Here is a 23,318-nt window from a genome sequence, read left to right on the forward strand (position 1 = left end):
TTTTGTAGTATAATATTAAAATACGAAAAGAAAAAGGGGATAATTGCATGAGGAGATTGAAGAGTTCTTTCATTTTGGCCACAACGGCCGTCATCTTGGCAGCTTGCGGAGGAGACGGAGCAACGGACGACAGCGCAACAAATACTGCGAGTTCGGGGGCAGGCGGTCAAGTGCTGCATTACACAGCACCGACTGAACTGGCGACCTTGGATACGACACTGATGACCGACATCAACAGCTCTAACTACATCAGCCACACAATCGAAGGCTTGCTGAAAATCAACGAAGACGGGAAGCCTGTTCCGGCAATCGCCGCTGAAGCGGGAACGGTTTCTGAGGACGGCCTGATGTACACATACAAGCTCCGCGAGGATGCTGTCTGGTCGAACGGCGAGCCTGTGACGGCGAACGATTTCGTCTTTGCTTGGAGAAGATTGGTGGATCCGGAAGCGGGCGCATCTTACGCCTACTTGGCTGAGACCATCAAAAATGCGAATGAAATCATGGCCGGCGAAATGGAGCCTGAAGAGTTGGGCGTGACAGCAGTCAGCGATAACGAAATCACAATCGAATTGACGCAGCCGACCCCATACTTCGAGTCCTTGTTGGCATTCAGCGCATTCTTCCCGCAAAATGAAGCCTTCGTGACAGAGAAAGGCGACAAATACGGAACGAGCAGCGAAAACATTTTGGCCAACGGACCATTCACAATCGAGAACTGGGACGGCACTGGCTTGACATGGGATCTTGTGAAGAATGAAGACTACTATGCAGCAGAAGAAGTCCAATTGGACGAAGTCGATGTCCAAGTAATCAAAGAAACAAGCACGGTCGTGAATCTGTTCCAACAAGGATCAGTCGACAATGCCCAAGTCACTGGCGAATTGGTTAAACAATTGGCAAGCGACCCTAACGTTGTCGTTCAGAAAAAAGCCCGCACGGCCTATATCGAATTCAACCACGACAATGTCTATCTGCAGAACGCGAAGCTGAGAAAAGCCATCGGACTTGTCATCAACCGTGATGAATTGGTGGACAGCGTCATCGGCGACGGCTCGACAGCTATCGGAGGATTCCTGCCGGCCGATTTTGTCAGCAATCCGACAACCGGCGAAGACTTTGCAGCCGAAGCCGGCTCTTACCTGGATTATGATCTGGAACAAGCCAAAACACTTTGGGCTGAAGCAAAAGCCGAATTAGGCGTAGACAAAATCACTTTCTCTTTAGTTGGGGATGATGATGAGAAGAACAAAAAAATCAGCCAATACATCCAAGGCCAAATCCAGAACAATTTGGAAGGCATCACTGTAGAATTACGCAATGTACCAAAGAAAAATCGTTTGGAATTGGCGAACCAGGATGAATTCGACTTGCTGCAGACTGGCTGGGGAGCGGACTTTGCCGATGCCATCAACTACATGGACCTGCTGTACAGCACATCCGCCTACAATGAAGGGCAATATGCGAATGCAGCCTTCGATGCTTTGATCGACTTGTCAAAAACCACAGACGCAAACAATCCTGAAGCGCGCTGGGCCGACCTGATGGCTGCCCACAAACTGATCATGGAAGACGCAGCGATCATCCCGCTTTACCAAGAAGCAGAAACGCAGTTACGAAACCCGAAAGTGAAGGGCATCATCTTCAATTCGGTGGGTAATGAATTTGATCTGAGCAGAGCTTATATCGAAGAATAATAATCTGTAGAACACGCAAGAAGGGCCGACTCAATTAGTTGAGAGTCGGCCCTTCTTGCGTGTTTCGAGAGGGTGCGGGGAATATGGGTGCTTTGCGGTTATCCATGCTTTCGTGAAACAATTGCCTCCGGGGATATCCCTCCAACAAATTCCGCGCTACAAAAAAACTGACGCGAGCCCCCACAAGGAGCTTGCGCCAGTTTTTTTGCATCAGGATGCGTCAGATCAGGAAAGAGTAAAGTTTGGAATTCTCATTCACCGATATGTAATGTGGGTCGAATTTCTCGAGCCTTGCAAGCAGGCCTTCGAGATTATCCTTATCCTTCAACAAAATACCGATCAATACGGGTCCTTCGCTGCGGTGGACCTTTTTCGTATACTCGAATTTGGTGATATCGTCGTTTGCGCCCAGAATGTCGTTCACGAACTCTTTCAGCGCGCCTGCCCTTTGCGGGAAGTTCACGATGAAATAGTGCTTCAGACCTTGATAGAGGAGGGCACGTTCATCGATTTCAGCCATTCGGTTGATATCATTGTTTCCGCCGCTGACGATGCAGACGACCGTTTTGCCTTTGATTTCATCTTTGTACTGTTCCAAGGCAGAAACCGAAAGGGCGCCGGATGGTTCCGCTACGATAGCTTGTTTAGTGTATAAATCGATGATGGTGCCGCAGACTTGTCCTTCTGGCACGACCAGGATGTCATCGACATTTTTCTGGCAGTGCCGGAAAGTCAAATCGCCGACAGTCGCTACGGCTGTCCCATCACAGAATTTATCGATATCAGTCAAAGTCGTGACTTTATTCGCTTCAAGCGAAACTTTCATGCCAGGGGCGCCCAAGGACTCAACGCCGATGATTTTTGTTTCGGGCATGGCTTCCTTGATGTAGCTGCTGACGCCGGAAATCAAGCCGCCGCCGCCGATAGCGGCGAAGACCATGTCAGCCGTTTCGCCCTCGGCAACGAGATCCTGGTGGATTTCCACCGCTAAAGTGCCTTGGCCGGCGATCACATTGCGATTATTGAAAGGTTCAATGAAAGTCAGATTGTGTTCGTCCGCATAAGCGTGGGCAGCTTCATTTGACTCGTCGAAGGTATCGCCGATCAGCTTGATTTCGACAAAGTCCTTTCCGAAATAACGGACTTGGTCTATTTTTTGGGAAGGGGTTGTCGATGGCATGAAGATGGTCGCTTTGATCCCCAAATGGTTGCAGGTATAAGCTACCCCTTGGGCATGGTTGCCGGCTGAAGCACAGGTTACCCCGTATTCAGTCTCGGCTTCGCTCAGCTGCGAAATGGCATAATAAGCGCCCCTCAATTTGAAGGAGCGGACGATCTGGAGGTCCTCCCGCTTCAAAAAGATGTTGGCATGATACTTCTGCGATAGATACGCATCATGCTGCAAAGGGGTCTGCTTGACCACGTTGCGCAGTACTTTATATGCTTTCAGCACGTCTTCTTTGTTCACTAACTCATCCGTCATTCTGTCTGCTCCTAATCTATTGAATACAATGATGAAGAGAGAAGGCTTAAAAATAAGGATGCTCTCAACCTACATCTGATTCATTATTGTTGTTCATTCACGAAAGGCATCATTTTGCGCAATTCAGCACCGACTGCTTCGATTTGGTGGCCTTGTTGCTTAGCGCGCATTGCGTGGAAGTCAGGGAAGCCAGCTTTGTAATCATCAGTGAAGCGTTTAGCGAATGCGCCTGTTTGGATGTCCGTCAAGACGTCCTTCATGCGGTCTTTAACATCCGGAGTGATGACGCGTGGTCCGGAAACATAGTCGCCGAATTCAGCTGTGTTTGAGATGGAGTAGCGCATTTTTTCCATGCCGCCTTCATACATCAAGTCAACGATCAATTTCAATTCGTGCAATACTTCGAAATAAGCGATTTCTGGTTGGTATCCAGCTTCGACCAAAGTTTCGAAACCAGCTTGAACCAAGTGAGTCGTTCCGCCGCACAATACAGCTTGCTCGCCGAACAAGTCCGTTTCAGTTTCTTCTTTGAAGGTTGTTTCCAGAACGCCTACGCGTGTTGCGCCGACTCCTTGTGCCCAAGCCATCGCGATATCTCTTGCGTTGCCTGTTGCATCTTGGTAGACCGCGAACAATGCAGGAACTGCAGAGCCTTTAGCGAATTGACGGCGAACCATGTGGCCTGGGCCTTTTGGAGCGACCATGAATACGTCGATGTCTGCTGCAGGTGTGATTGTACCGAAGTGGATATTGAATCCGTGACCGAATGCAATCGCATTTCCTGCTTCCAGGTTAGGAGCGATTTCAGCTGCATAGACGTCAGCTTGTTGCTCATCAGGGATAAGGATCATTACTACGTCAGCTTGTTTAGTTGCTTCAGCAACAGAGAATACTTCGAATCCGTCTTCTTTAGCTTTGTCTGCAGATTTTCCTGCACGGATTCCGATGATGACGTCATTTCCGTTGTCGCGTAGGTTTTGTGAATGTGCATGTCCTTGCGAACCATATCCGATAACGGCGATTTTTTTGCCCTCTAGTGCTTTTACTGTTACGTCTTGATCGTAGTATACCTTAGTCATATTGAAATGACCTCCTTAGTTTTTTTATATTCTCAATGCTTTTTAAGCAATTTGATTCGGTCAATAGGGTAATGCGGTTGTTTGGAATCAGGCTCTTAAGCCCAGACGTTTTTCGGTGATGTCGGTTGCGCTGATGACGTCGACTTGTTTGTCCAACTGTTTCGTCAACAATTCGGCTGCTTCCAATGTATCGAAGTTGATGCCGACAGTGATCAGCGACACATCGTAATCTTCGGTGCCGGTCAGCGTCAAAGTATCGATGTTGTATTGCGGTTTCAGGATAACCTGGGTGATGCGGTTCAATACGCCGGGTTTATTCACGACTTTGGCTTGGATCAATCTTAGCATCGGCTTACACACCTTCCATTTCATTATTTGGCCTGCCGGTGGCGACCATAGGAAATACCAATTCATCTTTGGAAATCAGGATATCCAGAACATAAGGGCCAGGATAATTCAAGGCTGTCCGGATCGCTTCATCGACTTTATCCGGATCGGATACTCTTGCAGCTGTGATGCCGTAAGCATCGGCCAGTTTGACGAAATCAGGGGAATCCGGAATTTCGGAATGAGCGTAACGGCCTTTATAAAATTTGTTCTGCCATTGATGGACCATGCCCAATACTTCATTATTCAGAATGAAGTACTTCACATTCAGTCTGTTCGCGTTCAGGATCGCCAATTCTTGGTTGGTCATCTGGAAACCGCCGTCGCCGACGAAGCAGACTACCGTTTTGTCAGGATAGGCCATTTGCGCACCAAGCGCCGCCGGCACACCGAAGCCCATCGTTCCCAGCCCGCCGCTTGTCAGCAATTGTTTGCCGTAAGTGAACGGATAATATTGGGCCGCCCACATTTGATGTTGGCCAACGTCCGTGACGACAATGGCATCCCCGTGCGTCAATTCGCCTATGTATTCGACCACGTGTTGCGGTTTGATGAAGGTGTCGGATTTTTCGTAACGGAAAGGGTGTTTGGCTTTGTTGTCCATCACGTGACTGAACCAAACGGAATAGTCGGGTACTTCAGCCAGTTTGGAATCGTTCAGCATGATCAATGCCAAGCGGGCATCTGACAATACCGGGATGTGCGTGTGCATGATTTTGCCGATTTCGGCATTATCGATGTCGACATGGACAATGACTGCTTCCGGTGCAAAATTGGTTGGGTCGCTGGCAACACGGTCATCGAAGCGGGAACCGAAGTTCAGCAGCAAATCGCATTCCATCAAAGCCATATTCGAAGCATAGGAGCCGTGCATGCCGCCCATGCCCAATGCCAGGTCATGCTTGACAGGGAATCCGCCCAAGCCCAACAGCGTATTCACGACTGGAATCTGGTAATATTCCGCAAAGGCCAGCAGTTCTTTTTCGGCTTGCGCATGGATGACACCTTGCCCAGCCAAGATGACCGGTTTTTTGCTTGCGGCAAGCGCTTCGTTAACTTTCGCGATCTGCTCCGGCACAGGCAAGCATTCCGGATTGTAGCCAGGCAGATTTTTGTCAGGTTGGTTGTAGTCTTCGAAGGCGACTTCCTGGACACCGATGTTTTTCGGAATATCGATGACGATAGGTCCTTTCCTGCCGGTATTAGCAAGATAGAAGGCTTCATGAATGATGCGCGGAATATCTTTGGCATCGCGAATCTGATAGTTGTATTTCGTCACAGGGGTCGTCATCCCGATCATGTCCGTTTCCTGGAAAGCATCTTTGCCGATGCCGGCTTCGTGCACTTGACCAGTGATCACGATCAATGGGATCGAATCCATCTGTGCGGTAGCGATCCCGGTCAAAACATTCGTTGCCCCCGGTCCGCTGGTAACGATACAGACACCCGGTTTGCCGGTTGCGCGGGCATACCCGTCAGCCGCATGGACGGCACCTTGTTCGTGTCTAGTCAAAATATGATTCGCTTCAGACTTGTAGAACTCATCGTAGATGTGCAGGACAGCGCCGCCTGGGTAACCAAACAGAACCTCGACACCTTCATTTTTCAAAGCTTCAACAAGAAGGGTTACGCCTTTTTTTGTTTTAGTTTTCATTTCCGATTCCATGTTAATCTCCCCATTTCTCGTTTTCCTATGACTGTTCGCAATATGGATAAAAAAAAGCATCCTCATCAATCAATGATGGGATGCTTCATCCCATTTGATTACCACAAATAGGACTTAAACAATCTGTAAAAAATTTCTACAGTGTTTAACTCCTAGATCATTAAGACGATAATAATGTTTAGTGGATTCATTGTTTTCATATGGGATACCTGATTTCTATATGGATTTGTTATTGCTCAAGTGATTGATATAATCATATAAGATTTACATGAGAGTGTCAACGGGAATTTTCACATTATTTTCATTTTTTTCTAATGTTTATCCGCAATGGACATGCCGGATGAATTTTTTGTTCGAATCAGCGGCTTGACAAAAAGGCTTGCAAGGCGGGAAGCTGTCTTTCGGCAGCGCGTTCGCCGTATTGGTAATAGGCTTCCAGACGCTGCACATTTCGTTCCATCCTGCCTATGGAAAGCTGATCGGGTGCAAAAACGAAGGCTTTGTCCTCCTTTTCCATTTGCTCAATCAATGCCATGGAGCGGTTATAGTTGATATGCCGCTGTTCGATAGCCGCTACGATTTCGGGATAAGCCCGCAGCTGCCGTCTGATGATGGCATTGAAGCGCTGCTTTTCCTTGATGTATCCGCGCGGACGCGTCAGGATGATGACATGTTTTCGGTTGCCGTCCGCAATCGCTTTTTCGATCGGCAACGAGTCGACGATGCCGCCGTCCAGATAGTATTTCCCGTCTATCTCTGTAGGGGGCATCACCAACGGAACAGTCGATGAAGCCCTGACTTTGCGCGCCAGTTCCGCGCTTGTGGCGATTTCATTTTTATCGAAATACACGGCTTTGCCGGTTTCCATTTCTGTCGCTACGATTTTCATCGTGGCAGGATTTTGTGTGAAGGAATCGAACCGGAACGGGATGTCGTTCGTGATCGCATCTTCATAAATATATTTGGTGTTGAAATACCCTTGTCCGTTGAGGAAGTATTTCATGCCCGAGAAAGCCGGGTTGGCGGCGATGTCCACAAAGGAGTCTCTGGCGCGGGCAGGGTCTTGACTGACATAATTGATGCCGTTGGCTGATCCGGATGAAACGCCGATGACATAATCCAAATAGATCTGCTCCCGCAACAGCGTGCTGATGACCCCTGCGCAAAAGACGCCGCGCATGGCTCCGCCTTCAATGATCAGGGATACTTTTTCTTTATTTTGTTCCATACAATTTCCACCTCACTCTATAGTATAGATGACATTGCCGTGTGATGCGATGCTTTTCTGATTATTTGGCCCTTTGAGGCACTCGATGGCGAAAGCCTTTTCCGGACGGGGCAAATATGATATATTCGCTTTAAATGATACCGAACCACAAAACTCAAGATGGGGTGATGTAATGATCAGATTCGACCACGTAAGCGTCACGCGCGAAAACCGCAAAATTTTGAAGGACATCAATTGGCATGCCAAAAAAGGCGAGCATTGGGCCATACTCGGCTTGAACGGCTCCGGCAAGACGACCATGCTGCAACTCCTGAACGGCTATCTCTGGCCCAGCAGCGGCAAACTGATCGTGTTGGGCGAAACATTCGGGCAAACAGCCATCCCGGAGCTGCGCAAACGCATCGGTTGGGTCAGCTCGGCGCTGCAGCAGCAGCTGCATGCGCATGATGTTGCGGAACATATCGTCCTGAGCGGCAAATTTGCCTCGATTGGCGTCTGGACAATCCCGACTGAAGCCGAAAAAGCCTTGGCCCTGGAACTGCTGGTCAAATGCGGCGGAAGGGAGCTGATCGGTCTCCGCTACGGCATCCTGTCGCAAGGGCAGCAGCAGATCATCCTGATCGCGCGCGCTTTGATGGCGCAACCGGAAATCTTGATCCTGGATGAGCCGTGCAACGGCCTGGACCTCTTCGCGAAGGAAAGATTGTTGGAGGATATCCAACGCATCGCGGACGATCCCGAAGGCCCGACGATGATCTATGTCAGCCACCATACCGAGGAAATTCTGCCTTGTTTCAAGAAACTGATGCTGCTGAAGGACGGCTCCATCCACAAAACAGGCAAGACTGCCGATTTGCTGCAGGAAGAGGTGCTGAATGCTTTCTACGAAAAACCGGTGCAGACGATCCGCATGTCAAAGAACCGGCTTGCGGTATTTCCGAAATGAAACAGGAGAGGCTGGAACAAAACCCAGCTTCACTACAAAAAGATTGTGCATAAAATATAAAAGTATCTGAAAATATGAACAGGTTGTAGATTAGAATGTTATCATAAAGCTGTATTTGTGTATTTATCACTATACAAAATTTGTTAAAATAATTACAATATAAAAGTAAGCAATGGAATGGGGGAGTAAAAATGAAGAAGAGATTTGGCCTATTATCCGCATTGAGCATCGTTATGTTATTAGCCGGTTGCGGAGCGAACACGGACAGCACAGCAGACTCAAACGCTGTTAGCGAGAGCAAGGAATCGGTCGCTGCAAGTTCTGAATCAGTGGAAGCTGTGACAGGCGCATCGGAGGTTACCTACACGGACCCGGAAGAACTGAAAGAAAGCTATGATGTCATCATTATCGGTTCCGGCGGCGCTGGCATGACAGCAGCGATCTCAGCGAAGGATGCCGGTCTGAATCCGGTCATCTTCGAAAAAATGCCGGTTCACGGCGGGAATACAATGAAATCTTCCGCAGGCATGAACGCATCCGCGACGAAATTCCAAGCGGAACAAGGCATCCAAGATTCAAATGAACTCTTCTATGAAGAAACATTGGCTGGCGGGAAAAATACCAACGATCCAGAATTATTGCATTATCTTGTCGACAATTCGGCATCCGCTATCGATTGGTTGGACACGATGGGAATCACACTGAACAATATCACCGTTACCGGCGGAATGAGTGTAAATCGTACGCATCGGCCATCTGATGGTTCCGCGGTCGGTCAATACTTGGTCAAAGGGTTATATGCGAATGTTATGGAACGCGAGATTCCATTGTTCGTGAATTCGGAAGTGACTGAAGTCGTCATGACTGACGATAAAGCCAGCGGCGTCAAAGTCGACTTCAACAACGAAGGTGAAATCACGGTTTCATCGGATGCAGTCATCATCGCAACCGGCGGATTCGGAGCTGATTTGGAAATGGTCACAGAACTGGCGCCGCAACTGGAAGGCTATGTCACCACCAACCAACCGGGATCGACAGGCGACGGCATCAAAATGGCGCAAGCCATCGGAGCCGCTGTCGTCGACATGGATCAAATTCAGATCCATCCGACCGTACATCAGGAATCTTCATACCTGATCACGGAAGCGATCCGCGGAGAGGGCGCCATCCTTGTGAACCAGCAAGGCGAACGTTTCGTCAATGAAATGGAAACCCGCGACAATGTCTCAGCGGCCATCAACGCTCTTGAAGAAGGCTATGCCTACCTGATTTTTGATGCTGGGGTGAAGGACCGCGTCAAAGCAGTCAACACCTACATCGAAAAAGGTTTTGTCCAATCGGATGAAACGATCGAAGCGTTGGCTGGTCAATTGGGAATGGACGGCGCGACTTTGGCGCAAACATTGACTGCATGGAACGAAACGGTCGCATCCCAAGCGGATGGCGCATTCAACCGTACTACAGCCTTGAACAACCCATTGGCGACGGCGCCTTACTTCGCAATCCAGATTGCGCCTGGCATCCACCACACAATGGGCGGATTGAAGATCAACGCCAACGCGCAAGTCATCAATACCGAAGGCACCGTCATCGAAGGCCTGTACGCTGCCGGCGAAGTGACCGGAGGCGTGCACGGCAGCAACCGTATCGGCGGCAATGCCGTTGCCGACATCATCGTCTTCGGACGCCAAGCAGGGGTACAATCCGCTAGCTACGTCCAAGCAAAATAATAACTGAATCAATTTACTGAAGGAGCTGTCTCGTAAATGAGATGGCTCTTTCGCTTGTTTTTGCGTCAATAAAGGTGGGGCTGCCGAGGGAGACTCTCCAGCCGTGATCATTCAAAAAGCGAACGACGAATAATCCCGCTCTCCTCCGGTGAACGGAGGCTTCGCCGGAGTTCGCCCTACATTTGCTTGCCTCCTCCGATGAGAATGGCTTCGTCGGAGCTGCGGCTGATTGTTACCGGTGTCCTCCGGCGGGTGAAGCGTTCACCAGAGTTGATGAGCGTTTCCGCCGCTTTCCTCCGGTCAGCGGGCACACACAAAAAAAGAATGGCTGCCTCTGATATTTGAAGGCAGCCATTCTTTTCAGTTGGTCAAAAATTGGGCTTCATAAAGGCGGCGGTAAGTGCCGTTGTGCGCCATCAGCTCGCTGTGGCTGCCCTGTTCGGAGATTCCCTGTTCATCCACAACGATGATGCGGTCGGCATGTTTGATGGTCGCCAAGCGGTGGGCGATAATCATGGTCGTCCGGCCCTTCGAAAGGGAGTCCAGCGATTCCTGGATTACTTGTTCCGTCTCGGTATCGAGGGCGGAAGTCGCTTCATCCAAAATCAGGATCGGCGGGTTCTTCAGGAACATGCGGGCGATCGAGAGCCGCTGTTTTTGGCCGCCGGAAAGTTTGACGCCGCGTTCCCCGATGACCGTATCGAAGCCTTTCGGCATCTCGGCGATGACTTTATCCAGATTGGCCATCTGGGCTGCTTGCTCGATTTCGGCATCCGTCGCATCCAGTTTGCCGTAGGCGATATTTTCGCGGATGGTGCCTGGAAAGAGGAAGACATCCTGTTGGACAACGCCGATCTGGTTGCGCAGGGAATGCATGGTCATGTCCTGAATGGCGATGCCGTCGACCGTGATGGAGCCTTCCTGGATCTCGTAAAAACGGGGCAGGAGGTTGCACAGCGTCGTTTTGCCGGCCCCGCTCGGACCGACAAAAGCGACGGTCTCGCCAGCACGGATCGTCAAATTGACGCGGTCCAATATCTTCTTCGATTCATCGTACCAGAAGGAAACATCGTCATAGACAATGTCACCCTTCAGGCCTGAAACGACCAGTGCGCCAGGGTTGTCCTGAATCGCCGGTACGCGGTCGAGCTCTTCGATGAAACGCTTGAACCCGGCGATCCCTTTCGGATAGCTTTCGATCATCGTGTTCACTTTTTCGATCGGGCGGACAAAAATATTGGACAAGAGGATGAAACCGATGAACTCGCCGTAGGAAAGTTGGCCCTGGATTGTGTAGTAGGCGCCGAAGAAGAGCGCGAACAGGTTGATGAGCCGAATCAGAAAGTAATTGTAAGCTGAACTGATGCCCATCATTTTATAAAACAACAGTTTCGAACGGCGATAGGCTTGGTTCCAGCCCTCGAAGCGCTTGGCTTCATATGCTTCGTTCGCAAATGCCTGCACCACGCGGATGCCGCCGACGGATGCTTCGATGCCGGCACTGAATTCACCCAGATCCTCGAAGATGCGTGTGTTCACCTTCGTCATGCGCTTGTTGAAGAACACCAGAGCGACGGTGATGAACGGGATCATGATGAAAGTGGCGACAGCCAACTGGACGTGGATGTTCAGCATCAGCAGGAAAGAGCCCAACAAGGTGATGATCGTGATGAAGACATCTTCCGGACCGTGGTGGGCCACTTCGGAAATTTCGAAAAGATCCGAAGTGAGGCGCGTCATCAATTTTCCGGTCTTTTGGTTGTCGTAATAGCTGAACGGCTGTTTCTGCAGATGGCCGTAGAGCTGGCGGCGCATGTCCGTCTCGATGTTGACGCCCAGTTCGTGGCCGAAGAACACAACGATGTATTGCATCGCCGTATTGATGATGTAAAGGAACAACAAACCGACAGACACCAACAGGATCAGATTCCAGTTCCCCGACGGTAAAATCGAATCGATGACGCTGTTGACGACAATCGGAAAAGACAGCTCCAATACGGCCGCCAGGATGGCGCAGCAAAAATCAATCAGGAACAGCCGCTTGTACGGTTTATAATAGCTGAAAAAACGTTTTAGCATGAGTACCTCCTTGGAAAAATCATTCAAATATATTTATAACACAGATTGCCCGTCAGAGGTATTTATTCGGCTTGAGACAGAACGGGAACAATAATTACTTTAAGATGACAACATTTCCGTTACAAACGATGCTCTGAAAAATAAAAGGATGCGCCTTCCGAAGCTTTAAAGCGGCTTTTGAGTTAAGGATTCGTAAAGCGGAGAAGGTCAGGCGCTGAAGTAACGGTTGACTCTTTCGGTGTGATACAATTTGAGCATAGAGGAACAACGGAAAGTTGTTGGAATTTGTCAGATCGGCTACAACAGCACCAAGATGCATCTGTGTGGCTACTTCTCATAAGTAAAAGCGTTGTTTGGTTTGCGGTTGCGTTCGGAAAAGGAGTGGATTATTTGTGGTTTCTATAAACGAGCTCGGTTTTATCCGGGCGGGAGTAGCCGTTCCAAAACTTCAGGTTGCGGATCCAACTTTCAATTGTCGACAAATATTGGATATAAGCCTCAAAGCCGCTTCTCAAAAGGTCAACGTGCTTTTATTCCCTGAACTCAGCATTACGGGCTACACCAGCGGAGACCTGTTCCATCAGCGTCTGTTGCTGGAAGCGGCCGAGAAAGAGTTGGCGGAATTGCTCCAGGGGACAAAAGCTCTTGAAATGGTGATTGCGGCAGGGCTGCCTGTGCGGGCGGACAATCAACTGTTCAATTGCGCTGTCGTCTTCTTCAAAGGCAGAATATTAGGCGTCGTCCCAAAGACCTTGATCCCTAACTACAATGAATTTTATGAGAAACGCTGGTTTTCTTCATCCGTTCACCGCATTTCCGACAAAATCAGCCTCTGCGGGCAGGAGGTCCCGTTTTGCGAGAATCTGTTGTTCAAAGATGCCGGTTCGGAGTTGGTGATCGGTGTGGAAATTTGCGAAGATCTATGGGTTCCGATTCCGCCCAGTTCCAACCATGCGCTGTACGGGGCCAACCTGCTCCTCAACCTATCGGCCAGCAATGAAGTGGTGGGCAAAGCAGCCTACCGGAAAAGTCTCGTGGTGGGGCAGTCCGCGAAATGTATCGCAGCCTATCTATACGCATCGTCCGGCTCCGGCGAGTCCACCACCGATCTGGTTTTTGGCGGGCATGCCATCATCGCAGAAAACGGAATCTTGCTGCAAGAAGACAGGATGAACCTGCAGGAAACCCTGCTCATCCAGGATATCGATATCGAGCGTCTCATGAATGACCGCAGAAAAATCAATTCCTTCATGGGCAATGTGGAACGCCATGACTATCAAACCGTCATTTTCCAGCTGGATCACGCGGCAGCAGCTCGAGAAGCGGAAAATGAAACGACCGACTTCCGCCGCAAGGCTGACCCTAAACCTTTTGTCCCGGCAGAAAAACAGACTCGTGAGCAGTCGTGTTCCGACATATTCAGCATTCAAGCAACCGGATTGGCCCAACGTCTGAACAAGACAGGAATCAAGAAGGCGGTGTTGGGGATTTCCGGTGGCCTCGATTCCACCTTAGCCCTTCTGGTGACCTATCATGCGTATAAACAGCTTCAGCGCCCAGCCAAAGATATCATCGGGGTTACCATGCCGGGATTCGGGACATCCAATCGCACCTACGCGAATGCCTCATCACTGATGCAGGCGTTGGGGATCACGACTAAAGACATATCCATCCGGGACGCCTGCATCCAGCACATGGAGGATATCGGCCATGATCCAAATGAAAAGGATATCACCTACGAGAATCTCCAAGCGAGGGAGCGGACCCAAATTTTAATGGATATCGCCAACCAGGAGGCAGGACTGGTGGTCGGTACGGGCGATTTGTCGGAGTTGGCATTGGGTTGGTGCACGTATAATGGCGATCATATGAGCATGTATGGCGTCAACGCCAGCGTGCCGAAGACCTTGGTTAAATATTTAGTGGCATGGGTTGCGGAATCGGCTGAGCCCGATATCAAAACGGTACTGGAAGATATCCTCAATACGCCGATCAGTCCCGAACTGCTTCCGCTGGATCAGGCCGGGAACATCCAGCAGATGACGGAAAAGGCTATCGGCTCCTATGATCTGCACGACTTTTTCCTTTATTATGTGCTGCGGTTCGGCTTCAGGCCCGCCAAGATCGTTTTCCTGGCTGAGCACGCCTTTGAGGACAGCGATAGGCAAACGATCATCAATCAACTCCGGGTGTTCTACAAACGTTTCTTCACCCAACAATTCAAACGCTCTTGCATGCCGGACGGCGTGAAGGTAGGTTCGGTCAGCCTTTCCCCCCGAGGTGATTGGCGCATGCCGAGTGATGCAAGCTATGAACTTTGGCTGAGTGAACTGGAGCGCATGGCGTAACATAATAGGACTATGCTGGCCAGCTCTGGATCCGGAAGGTATTGACAAATAAGAGACAGTGGAAATGAGAGAATTTCTTTCCCATTTCCACTGTCTCTTTCTTTTCTGACAATCGAATAATACCAGGAAAGCAAACCGCTCAGCACAGTGGATTGAAATTGTCGAATAGGTGAGGAACATTCGATTAATTGCTTCCGCATCGCACTGGAATTGTCGAATACGCGAGCGACATCCGACAATCTCGGCCCCGCAGTCAAAAAAAGCGAGGCTGAATTATGCATCCTCGTTTTTTTACAGTTGTCAAGTCGCTTAAGTTAATGACATTGCCATCGAGGCGACCACGTTCTTTTCTCGTATTATTTATCTTCCGAATGCCGTTCGCCGACCTGGAAGTCATCGGCGTGTATTTGATTTTTTCGATGTTGATGCGGTTCGCCTCCAATCAAAAATCCTATTATCTGTAAAGTACCATACCCTGCCGGCAGGAGGCAATCGGAGATTTTGAAAGGATTTTTTCAGATAATTGCCTCCGGGACGAATAGTCTAGACAAATTTATTTCAATCGAAGCCTATCGCCTGTCATTTCATGGTCAAGACGGTATACTGACAGTATGATAAAAGGGGGAATTGCAATATGAGAATAGAGCACATCGGTCTTTGGACTGCGGATCTGGAAAAAATGAAAGCCTTCTACTGTGAATATTTTAAAGCGACAGCTGGGGAATTGTACCATAATCAGAAATCGGGATTCCAATCCTACTTCTTGTCTTTCGCGGATGGCGCCAGGTTGGAAATCATGCATCGCCAAGATGTCATCGAAGGGTCCCAAACCAATGAAATATTGGGCTTCGCGCATCTTGCCATCTCGGTGGGCAGCAAAGAAACAGTGGACGCATTGACGCAAAAACTTGTGGATGCAGGCTATCCCTTGTTGAGCCCGTGCCGAGTGACCGGCGACGGCTATTATGAGTCCGTCATCGGCGATCCGGAAGGCAACAGAATCGAAATTACGATCTGAGATTAAATGATGGGTTAAGGGACCGTAAATGGAAGCAAATATTTTGAATCTGGAGAAATATCTGTAGAAAAACCTACTAAAAGCCGGATCCGCCTTTTTGCGGATCTGGCTTTTTTGGCGGAAAAGGGGCGGAAATCCGGTGAGGCGCTCCTCGCCGGATTTGAGCAAGCGAATGCTATCGGATTTCCCGGTGAGAGTACGTTCACCGGGAAATATCAATACGCTTGCGTTAAAATTACCGGTGAGGCCTTCCTCACCGGTAATTCGCGTCCATAGTGGTGGGCGATTTCGTTAAGAATTGTTTAAAAGAATAATTAATTATTGATAAACGATAAATAAAAAGCTAAAATAACAGTAACAAATCCAAACGAGGTGTTGTGCAAATGAAACGAGAAACACTCTTTTTGAAAACGATCGTCTTCCTGTTGGGACTGCCGGTATTGGCGCTCTGCATTTTTATCATCCCGGAAATTGCGGCCTTCCTGGTCGAACTGGTCCCAAGCCTTGCCTATCTGCAGTATCCCTTCATGATCGGCTTGTATGCATCTGCGGGCATCTATTTTTTTGCTCTGTACCAAGTCTTCAGGCTGCTGGGCTTCATCGATCAGGACCTGGCATTTTCCGATTTGACGGTGCACGTGCTGAAGAACATCAAATTCTGCGCAGCTGCGATCGGCAGCTTGTTCATTTTGTTCATGCCGCTCATTTTCATGATGGGTGATCTTGATGATGCACCAGGCCTCGTACTGATCGGCCTGATCATCATTTTCGCCTGCATGGTGATCGCGGTCTTTGCGGCGGTCCTAGAGAAACTCCTGCAAAATGCGATCGCAATCAAGCAAGAAAACGACTATACGATATGAGGTGCGCAAAATGGCAATAATCATCAATATAGACGTCATGTTGGCAAAACGAAAAATGAGCGTCACTGAACTGTCGCAGCGCGTCGGCATCACGATGGCCAATCTGTCGATCCTGAAAACCGGAAAAGCCAAGGCGATCCGCTTCTCGACGTTGGAGGCAATCTGCAAGGCCCTCGACTGCCAACCCGGCGACATCCTCGAATACCGGGCCGATGAGGAATGACCGGATCTGCGCCAGTGTGGACCAAATAAAATGATCCAAAATACAGGGGAATCCCTTAGTCCGGAATAGTGCGATCATTCACATGACGTGGTAAAATGGTAAAAAACAACGGAGGTTTTACCATGTCCAGATATGAAGAACAACGCAATTTCCTGAAATCGGATTTCAAAACATTCAGCGCGATCGAAACGGACAAACAAAAAGGGATCCCGCAGCCGCCCAACGTCAAAGCCTATGATGGGGATGCGGAAATCATCGATTTGCCTGCCGTCGATGGCGGGGTCGTGAAAAAGGAAAACATCTACGAAATCATCAAGGATAGAAGGAGCGTCCGCCACTATGCGAAAGACGCACTCAGCTTGGACGAATTGTCCTACCTGTTGTGGAGCACGCAGGCCATCACCGGCACCAATCGCTCCGGCATCACTTTCCGCACCGTTCCGTGCAGCGGCGGCACGCATTCCTTCGAGACCTATCTTTTCATCCTCAATGTGGAGGGCTTGAAAAAGGGCGTCTATCGCTATTTGGCGGACTGCCACAAACTGCTTTACCTGAGCGAAGTCAACGACATCGATGCGCAGGTCGACAAAATGACGCTCGATCAGCCGTTCGTGCCGAACTTCGCCAAACGCGCATCGGTCATCTTCTCTTGGAGCTGCATCCCGTACCGTTCGGAGTGGAAGTACGACATCACCGCGCACAAAAAGATCCTGATCGACATCGGCGCGGTCATGGAGAACCTGTACCTGGCGAGCGAATCGCTCGATGCCGGCACCTGCGCGTTGGGCATTTACGATCAGGACATGGTCGACGAACTGCTGCATCTGGACGGCGAAGACGAATTCACGATCTTCCTGGCAGCTGTCGGGAAGAAAGTGGAGAAACGGGAGAAACGCGAACGCAAGTAAACTAAAACACCCGCAACTTGTTGCTGCATCGAAAGGGCCGTTTCACAAGAGATGGCCCTTTTCGGGTTGAAAAATTCGAAAAGCCATAGAGAAGAAGGAAGAATACCGAACAAGATGAATGGACAGACTTTTAGTATTTGGTTCTCCTCCGGTGAACGGAGGCTTCGCCGGAGTTCATCCCACATTCATAGTTGCGTTCTCCTGTAGGCTCGGCTTCAGCGGAGTAGAGGCTGAAAGTTACCGCTGTCCTCCGGGGAGCACCGCTTAACCGGAGGTGAAATCTGTCGCGTCAGAACGGAAAATGAGCTTGAAATAAGATTTGGGAATGGCTTATGAAATTGCCGAGGTCTTCGGGAATGAGTAAAAAAGCGGAACGACTGTGTGTAGAAACAGTCGTTCCGCTTTTTCTTGCTATTTTTAATTTGAATGAGAGGAAAATCTTATTTGATGACATCAGCGTAAAGCGCGCTGTTCCTTTCGAAGATGCCCTTGGCGAAAGGGCAGATCGGGATGATTTTTTTGTTTTCCGCCCTGGCCATTTCCACCACGCGATCAACCAGTTGCGCCGCGATTCCTTGGCCACGGTAATCGTCATTCACGAAGGTGCTGTCGATGCTGATTATGCCGCTGTCTTCAATCGAGTATAGTATTTCGCATATCAAATTTTCGTTTTCGTCGTTTTTGTAGAAACGTGAGTCGCCGCAATCGAAGTCCATAGTCTGATCTCCTTTTTATTTTCCTATAAAAATCTAACGCTAAATATCCTCTGTCCATTTCATATTATTCCTGCGGTTGAGGCCAGTCAAGAGAATAGCATCGAAAGTACTATCCCATATGTTGGTGTCGCGACAAGCATACAGCTTTAGCCACGACTTGTTGACTGGAATGCTCAGAAATTATTGAAAATATTGAAATAAACTATTCTGGATAAAAAGTAACTTCTTCTTGTAAAGCATCAATGTAACGGTATACAATCAAACAATAGCGCACTTAAAAATTTATTGTCAGTAGCGCTGAAAAGCAAGTCAGACAAGGCTCATTTTTCATTTTCTTAATTCGTGGCGTAACCGATCAGCCCTGGTCGATTTTTGATATCCAGAAAGGTGGAATAATATGTTTTCAAAAAGATTGTATACAGCCTTATTCACATGTTTGTTCATTTTTAGCCATGCATCAATAGGTACTGCAGCAAGTATATCCCAAAATAACGCAGCCGATTTTGAGGATGTGATCGTCAGGTTCAAAGACAAACCGGGGCAAGCGGAACTGCATGCATTCAATGGCCAGGGCGGTGATGTCACCAATGTTTTCACCATAATCCCTGCGATTTCCGGAAAGCTACCGGCGAAAGCCATCGAAGCCCTCAAGAATAATCCTCAAGTGGAAGTAGTCGAATCGGATTCCGTTGTGCATGCGCTTGAATATTCGTCAGCAAACGAGCTCGGCAATAGTTGGGGTGTGGATCATGTCAACGCCGATGCTGCTCTTGCAGCGGGCTATGCTGGTGAGGGGGTCAAGGTTGCCGTATTGGATTCCGGCGTGAATTTCAATCACATTGACCTTCGGGATAACTTTGACTTATCCGCAAATGAATTAGGTTACGATTTCGTGATGGATGATTTCATTCCTGAGGATGTCTATGGGCACGGTACCCATGTGGCAGGAACACTTGCTGCAGCGAGTAACGGATTTGGGATTGTCGGCGTTGCCCCGAAAGCGCAGATCGTGGCACTAAGAGTTCTGGATGAAAACGGGGAAGGCACCGCAAGCAGGATCATTGAAGCGCTGCAGTGGATTCAAAATTATAACGCTGCGCATCCGGATTCGCCAATCCGCATCACAAATAACAGTTATGGCACCGGGTCCAATTCGTCTCAGCTTGAGGCGGCGTTTGATGTGTTGGCCAACTCCGGGGTTCTGCATATAGGCTCAGCAGGAAACGAGGGGAGTGCGGCTGGAAATGGCAATAATGTCGGTTATCCCGCTCGATATGCATCGGTAGTGGCAGTCGCAGCGCTCGATAGAAACAATCAACGGGCCAGTTTTTCCAGCACGGGATCAGATGTTGAAATAGCTGCGCCTGGGGTAGCCGTGCTTTCGACGTGGAAAGACGGTATCAATGCAGCGGGCCCACAGCCGTTTTCGTTCGCAGGCTACGCAGACGAATACTTCATTGAAGCAAGCGGAACATCAGTGGCTTCCCCACATGTTGCAGGCGTCGCAGCTTTGCTGATGGCAGCCAACCCGAGCTATACCGCGGAGGCAGTCCGCAGCAAAATGAATGCGACGGCTCTAGATTTGGGGGATGCGGGTAGGGATAAATTATACGGCTACGGATTGGTGGATGCTTCCTCAGCACTGGGGCTTTTGCCTGGCACAAATAATCAACCTGTCGCGTACGATCAAACAGTTGAAACAACGCAAAACACCTCTGTCGCCATCACGCTCGTCGCCACAGATCCAGACAGCGATCCGCTGACCTATGCGATTGCATCAGGTCCGGCAAACGGAATAGTCAGCGGGACAGGACCGGAAATCACTTATACACCGAACACCAACTTCACGGGTACGGATACATTTGCGTATGAAGTGAAAGACAGCGCAGGATCGACCGCCACCGCAACAGTGACCATAAATGTTGCCCCGACAGATGCGGCTGCAAGGACGGTTGATTTGGTTGTCCAGATGAGCGCCACCACCAGGAAAATAGACAAAATAAATTATGTATGGGCTACAGCTAAAGTGAAGGTCATGGAAGCGGGTGCCCAAGTGGCTGATGCAACTGTCACCGGTCATTGGAAAGAGGCGACAACAGGCCTGAATTCCGGGACCACCGGAGCCAACGGGACGGCATCATTCGCCTCCGAAAAATTAATCCAGTCGACTGAAGAACGAACCTTCACGTTTGTAGTCGAAAGTGTAACTATTGGAGACGCTAACTTTACACTGAACGGTCAAACCTCATATTCGATAACTAAATAGATATTCGCTTACAGAAAAAGGTCGGGACTTCGGTTCCGGCCTTTTTGTGTCTTTTCGGATACTGTGAAAATAATCTCGTGAAACTATGATTAAAAACAGATAATAAAGTGAATGGTAATGAAAGTTAATTCGTTATCAATAAAAAGTTGAATTTTGGACAACTTTTCAGAAAATTTCCGTAATAACAAGGTTGAAGACGGTTTCCGTCCAATTTTTCCTGTTTGACATGCCAAGTGAACTCTCTATAATGAATCATGTTGGTTTGGATGCATTCTGATAATGAATCCATGCAACAAAGTTAATCAGTCTGATGCGATTTGTCGGCTACCCGAAATGTAGCATTCACATGAAAACATATGTGAATTATGTCGCATAAATGAAAGCGATATTTACTGGTTCGGATAAATATAATTACATTAAAAACTGGATTGTTCCCTGTATTAGCATATGTCCAGTTACAGAGGGTCGCTTGATTTTGAAAGATACAAAAAATCCTGAATTATTCATATATTTTCAGAAAACATCTTGAAACGTTAGTCTTCCAACATATTTTATCTTTCCAGTTCACACCCAAAAGGTGTTAAAAAAGAACCCCTATCTGTTATGGTTAATGTACGACCAACAACCAAAGAAAGGGGTTCTCTCAATGGCAACTTTACACGAAAACACTCTAAATTTCAATGCAAAAATGACGGTTACAAATACCGGAGGTAATTTGACTACAGAGTCTGGCCTAATTCTGGTCAAAGAATTCCTTCATTCAATCGGATTCGAACAGTTGATGAAGAAAGAGCTTCATTTTGAAGACTCTCGCCTTTCACCTACCCATTCGAATGAATCCATTCTTGAACAACTGATTTTCCAATTAATTGCAGGCTATAATACCGATGCATCTGCCAACATCTTACGTCATGATCCTTTCTTCCAGCAGATGCTTGAAAAGAGCACATTGGCTTCACAACCTTCGCTTTCGCGTTTTTGGGATCGCATTAGTGAGAGTCCCGATGCACTTTTGCAGCTACAAGCGCTCAATCAAGCGATGCTGGATAAGGTACGTATACAACGTAATGCAACAGAAATGGTATTGGATTTGGATTCCACATATAGTGACACTTACGGCGATCAAGAAGAAACGGCCTTCAACACACATTATCAAACAACCGGATATCATCCGCTCGTTGCATTCGATGGTTTGACCAAGGACTTTCTGAAGGCGGAACTACGTTCCGGAAACACATACTGCTCAACCGGAGCAGCCGATTTTTTGAATCCGCTTCTTGAACACTATAATCAGACTGCTCCAGTCAGCACCATTCTTGTTCGCGCAGATAGTGGCTTTGCAGCGCCGGAACTGTATGATCTCTGTGAAGAAAAAGAGCATCAGTACGTCATTCGACTCAAGCGAAATCGCCGCTTATTCAAGATAGCGGAAGCGTTTGTTCAAATTGGGGATGAGACCGAGTGGGGTCAGCGAGAAGAACATTTCTACTCGACTCGCTATCAAGCCGGCACTTGGAAGCATGACCGTAGGATTTGCATCCGTTCCGTCAGGGCAGCTAATGAACTGATTTTCCACCATGAGTTCATTATCACCAATCTATCCGATGCGGTCTCGGCTGAACAAATCTACCAAACATATTGGAAGAGAGGTACGATGGAGAATTTCATCAAGGAAGCTAAGAGTGGCTTCTTCTTTGATAAGACAGACAGCTCTCATTTCTTGGAGAATGCCATTCGCATGATGGTCAGCTTGCTTTCCTACAACATCAACAATTTCATGCGTACACTAGCTTTCCCGGAAAAGGCCAAAGGCCTACAGATACAGAGTATCCGTCTTCGGTTTTTCAAGATTGCTGGGAAACTGATTCACAGCGGAAGACGCATGATGCTAAAACTCAGCACCCATCATGTCTACCAAGACGAATTTTTTCATATCCTGCGGCAGATTCAGTCCTTATCTTGGTGATGCCGTCCCATTTTTTAAAATTTCCGTTCGAACAAAGGGGGTAGTATGCCCAAAAACACAATATCAATCGCACTCCGTGCTTCTTTGCGTCTCTAAGAGACGTTTTGAAAGTGTAAAAATAACAACTCTGCCAAAAATCCAATATTGCAGCTGAATTAGGGTTGTTCATGTCAAAGTTTCGGGTAGTATGAATAATTCAGGTTGAAAATATTTATTTGGATGATAGCGAAATTCATCCTATTGGAAAATTTTTAAGATTGGACTATTCTAATGCTACATATAAACGAGAAGCGATTGAAAGTACTCCGAATTATACACCATCAAGAGTAAAGATTTTTGAAACCAATAAAATATTGGCTGTAGATAATGTTTCAAACGACACGATGATTGCGAATACTGTGACTACAAAACAGGATCGGAATCCTAACTCAGGTCTTATCGAATACAGAGATATTAATTTAGTTAATGGAGCGAAGTATAGAAATCTTACTCCAAGAGAGTGTTTCTTGCTAATGGGCTTTAATGAACAATCATATGATTTATTATTGGAGAATAATTCCTTAATTACAAAGAGCAGAAGTATTTTAAGTCCTTCTAAATTGTATAAACTAGCCGGAAATAGTATAGTTGTACCTATTTTGGAAGAGATTTTCAAACAAATTGATACCATTGACAAAAAATTTTTGAACTGTGAAAAAATAGGCGTTTAGAAAAA

At 48.1% G+C, this 23,318-nt stretch carries 18 protein-coding genes; 11 read left to right on the forward strand and 7 right to left on the reverse strand.

The genetic code is table 11. From position 1 onward, the window contains the following. Positions 1–47 precede the first annotated feature (47 nt). Entirely contained in the window at positions 48–1,697 is a 1,650-nt protein-coding gene (locus BMX58_RS00715) for a peptide ABC transporter substrate-binding protein (RefSeq protein WP_068620525.1), read from the forward strand. A gap of 220 nt (positions 1,698–1,917) precedes the next feature. Here the strand turns inward: BMX58_RS00715 and ilvA are convergent, their stop codons facing one another. The 5 genes from ilvA to BMX58_RS00740 form a co-directional block, all read right to left on the reverse strand. Further along, the gene (gene ilvA / locus BMX58_RS00720; protein ID WP_068620522.1) at positions 1,918–3,180 is read right to left on the reverse strand and encodes a threonine ammonia-lyase IlvA; all 1,263 of its coding nucleotides are present in this window, start codon (positions 3,178–3,180) and stop codon (positions 1,918–1,920) included. An 83-nt stretch (positions 3,181–3,263) separates the two neighbouring features. Further along, positions 3,264–4,259 (reverse strand): ketol-acid reductoisomerase, encoded by a 996-nt coding sequence (gene ilvC, locus BMX58_RS00725; RefSeq protein ID WP_068620520.1) that lies wholly within the window; start codon positions 4,257–4,259, stop codon positions 3,264–3,266. An 87-nt stretch (positions 4,260–4,346) separates the two neighbouring features. Next, positions 4,347–4,607 (reverse strand): acetolactate synthase small subunit, encoded by a 261-nt coding sequence (gene ilvN, locus BMX58_RS00730; RefSeq protein WP_068620518.1) that lies wholly within the window; start codon positions 4,605–4,607, stop codon positions 4,347–4,349. Positions 4,608–4,611: 4 nt separating this feature from the next. Beyond that, entirely contained in the window at positions 4,612–6,300 is a 1,689-nt protein-coding gene (gene ilvB / locus BMX58_RS00735; protein ID WP_239420491.1) for a biosynthetic-type acetolactate synthase large subunit, read from the reverse strand. A 370-nt stretch (positions 6,301–6,670) separates the two neighbouring features. Further along, on the reverse strand, positions 6,671–7,540 hold the full coding sequence (locus BMX58_RS00740) for a patatin-like phospholipase family protein (protein ID WP_068620514.1): 870 nt from the start codon (positions 7,538–7,540) through the stop codon (positions 6,671–6,673). 172 nt (positions 7,541–7,712) lie between these two features. Here BMX58_RS00740 and BMX58_RS00745 point away from each other — a divergent pair, with 172 nt between their 5' ends. Together BMX58_RS00745 and BMX58_RS00750 are read left to right on the forward strand one after the other, a co-directional pair. After that, entirely contained in the window at positions 7,713–8,486 is a 774-nt protein-coding gene (locus BMX58_RS00745) for an ABC transporter ATP-binding protein (RefSeq protein WP_068620772.1), read from the forward strand. Between the two features lie 191 nt (positions 8,487–8,677). Next, positions 8,678–10,216 carry a flavocytochrome c gene (locus BMX58_RS00750; RefSeq protein WP_068620512.1) on the forward strand — a complete coding sequence of 513 codons (1,539 nt, stop codon included), beginning with the start codon at positions 8,678–8,680 and terminating at the stop codon, positions 10,214–10,216. 360 nt (positions 10,217–10,576) lie between these two features. On the opposite strand, the gene BMX58_RS00755 is transcribed toward BMX58_RS00750, so the two are convergent. After that, positions 10,577–12,295 carry an ABC transporter ATP-binding protein gene (locus BMX58_RS00755; RefSeq protein ID WP_068620510.1) on the reverse strand — a complete coding sequence of 573 codons (1,719 nt, stop codon included), beginning with the start codon at positions 12,293–12,295 and terminating at the stop codon, positions 10,577–10,579. Positions 12,296–12,687: 392 nt separating this feature from the next. Between BMX58_RS00755 and BMX58_RS00760 the strand changes: the two genes are divergently transcribed. The 5 genes from BMX58_RS00760 (at position 12,688) to BMX58_RS00780 (ending at position 17,655) form a co-directional block, all read left to right on the forward strand. Next, positions 12,688–14,643, forward strand: coding sequence for an NAD(+) synthase (locus BMX58_RS00760; RefSeq protein WP_093088756.1), 1,956 nt, complete (start codon positions 12,688–12,690; stop codon positions 14,641–14,643). A gap of 634 nt (positions 14,644–15,277) precedes the next feature. Next, positions 15,278–15,661 carry a VOC family protein gene (locus BMX58_RS00765; protein ID WP_068620508.1) on the forward strand — a complete coding sequence of 128 codons (384 nt, stop codon included), beginning with the start codon at positions 15,278–15,280 and terminating at the stop codon, positions 15,659–15,661. A 383-nt stretch (positions 15,662–16,044) separates the two neighbouring features. Continuing rightward, complete coding sequence (locus tag BMX58_RS00770; RefSeq protein ID WP_068620507.1) at positions 16,045–16,524, forward strand: DUF2975 domain-containing protein; 480 nt, start codon at positions 16,045–16,047, stop codon at positions 16,522–16,524. 10 nt (positions 16,525–16,534) lie between these two features. Next, positions 16,535–16,747: a helix-turn-helix domain-containing protein gene (locus BMX58_RS00775; protein ID WP_068620506.1), complete on the forward strand. Its 213-nt coding sequence runs from the start codon at positions 16,535–16,537 to the stop codon at positions 16,745–16,747. Between the two features lie 122 nt (positions 16,748–16,869). Continuing rightward, positions 16,870–17,655 carry a SagB/ThcOx family dehydrogenase gene (locus BMX58_RS00780; RefSeq protein WP_068620504.1) on the forward strand — a complete coding sequence of 262 codons (786 nt, stop codon included), beginning with the start codon at positions 16,870–16,872 and terminating at the stop codon, positions 17,653–17,655. A 440-nt stretch (positions 17,656–18,095) separates the two neighbouring features. Here BMX58_RS00780 and BMX58_RS00785 read toward each other — a convergent pair whose 3' ends face one another. Next, positions 18,096–18,371 (reverse strand): GNAT family N-acetyltransferase, encoded by a 276-nt coding sequence (locus tag BMX58_RS00785; protein ID WP_068620502.1) that lies wholly within the window; start codon positions 18,369–18,371, stop codon positions 18,096–18,098. A 397-nt stretch (positions 18,372–18,768) separates the two neighbouring features. On the opposite strand from BMX58_RS00785, the gene BMX58_RS00790 reads away from it, so the two are divergent. From BMX58_RS00790 to BMX58_RS00800, 3 genes are all read left to right on the forward strand, one after another. Next, positions 18,769–20,637 carry a S8 family serine peptidase gene (locus BMX58_RS00790; RefSeq protein WP_068620498.1) on the forward strand — a complete coding sequence of 623 codons (1,869 nt, stop codon included), beginning with the start codon at positions 18,769–18,771 and terminating at the stop codon, positions 20,635–20,637. Between the two features lie 646 nt (positions 20,638–21,283). Then, the gene (locus BMX58_RS00795) at positions 21,284–22,603 is read left to right on the forward strand and encodes an IS1380 family transposase (RefSeq protein WP_068620497.1); all 1,320 of its coding nucleotides are present in this window, start codon (positions 21,284–21,286) and stop codon (positions 22,601–22,603) included. Between the two features lie 215 nt (positions 22,604–22,818). Continuing rightward, positions 22,819–23,313, forward strand: a complete 495-nt coding sequence (locus tag BMX58_RS00800) for a DNA cytosine methyltransferase (protein WP_068620495.1) — start codon at positions 22,819–22,821, stop codon at positions 23,311–23,313. The last annotated feature ends 5 nt before the right edge of the window (positions 23,314–23,318 follow it).

It is taken from the genome of Trichococcus ilyis (assembly GCF_900109135.1).
In the GTDB taxonomy this organism is placed as follows: domain Bacteria; phylum Bacillota; class Bacilli; order Lactobacillales; family Aerococcaceae; genus Trichococcus; species Trichococcus ilyis.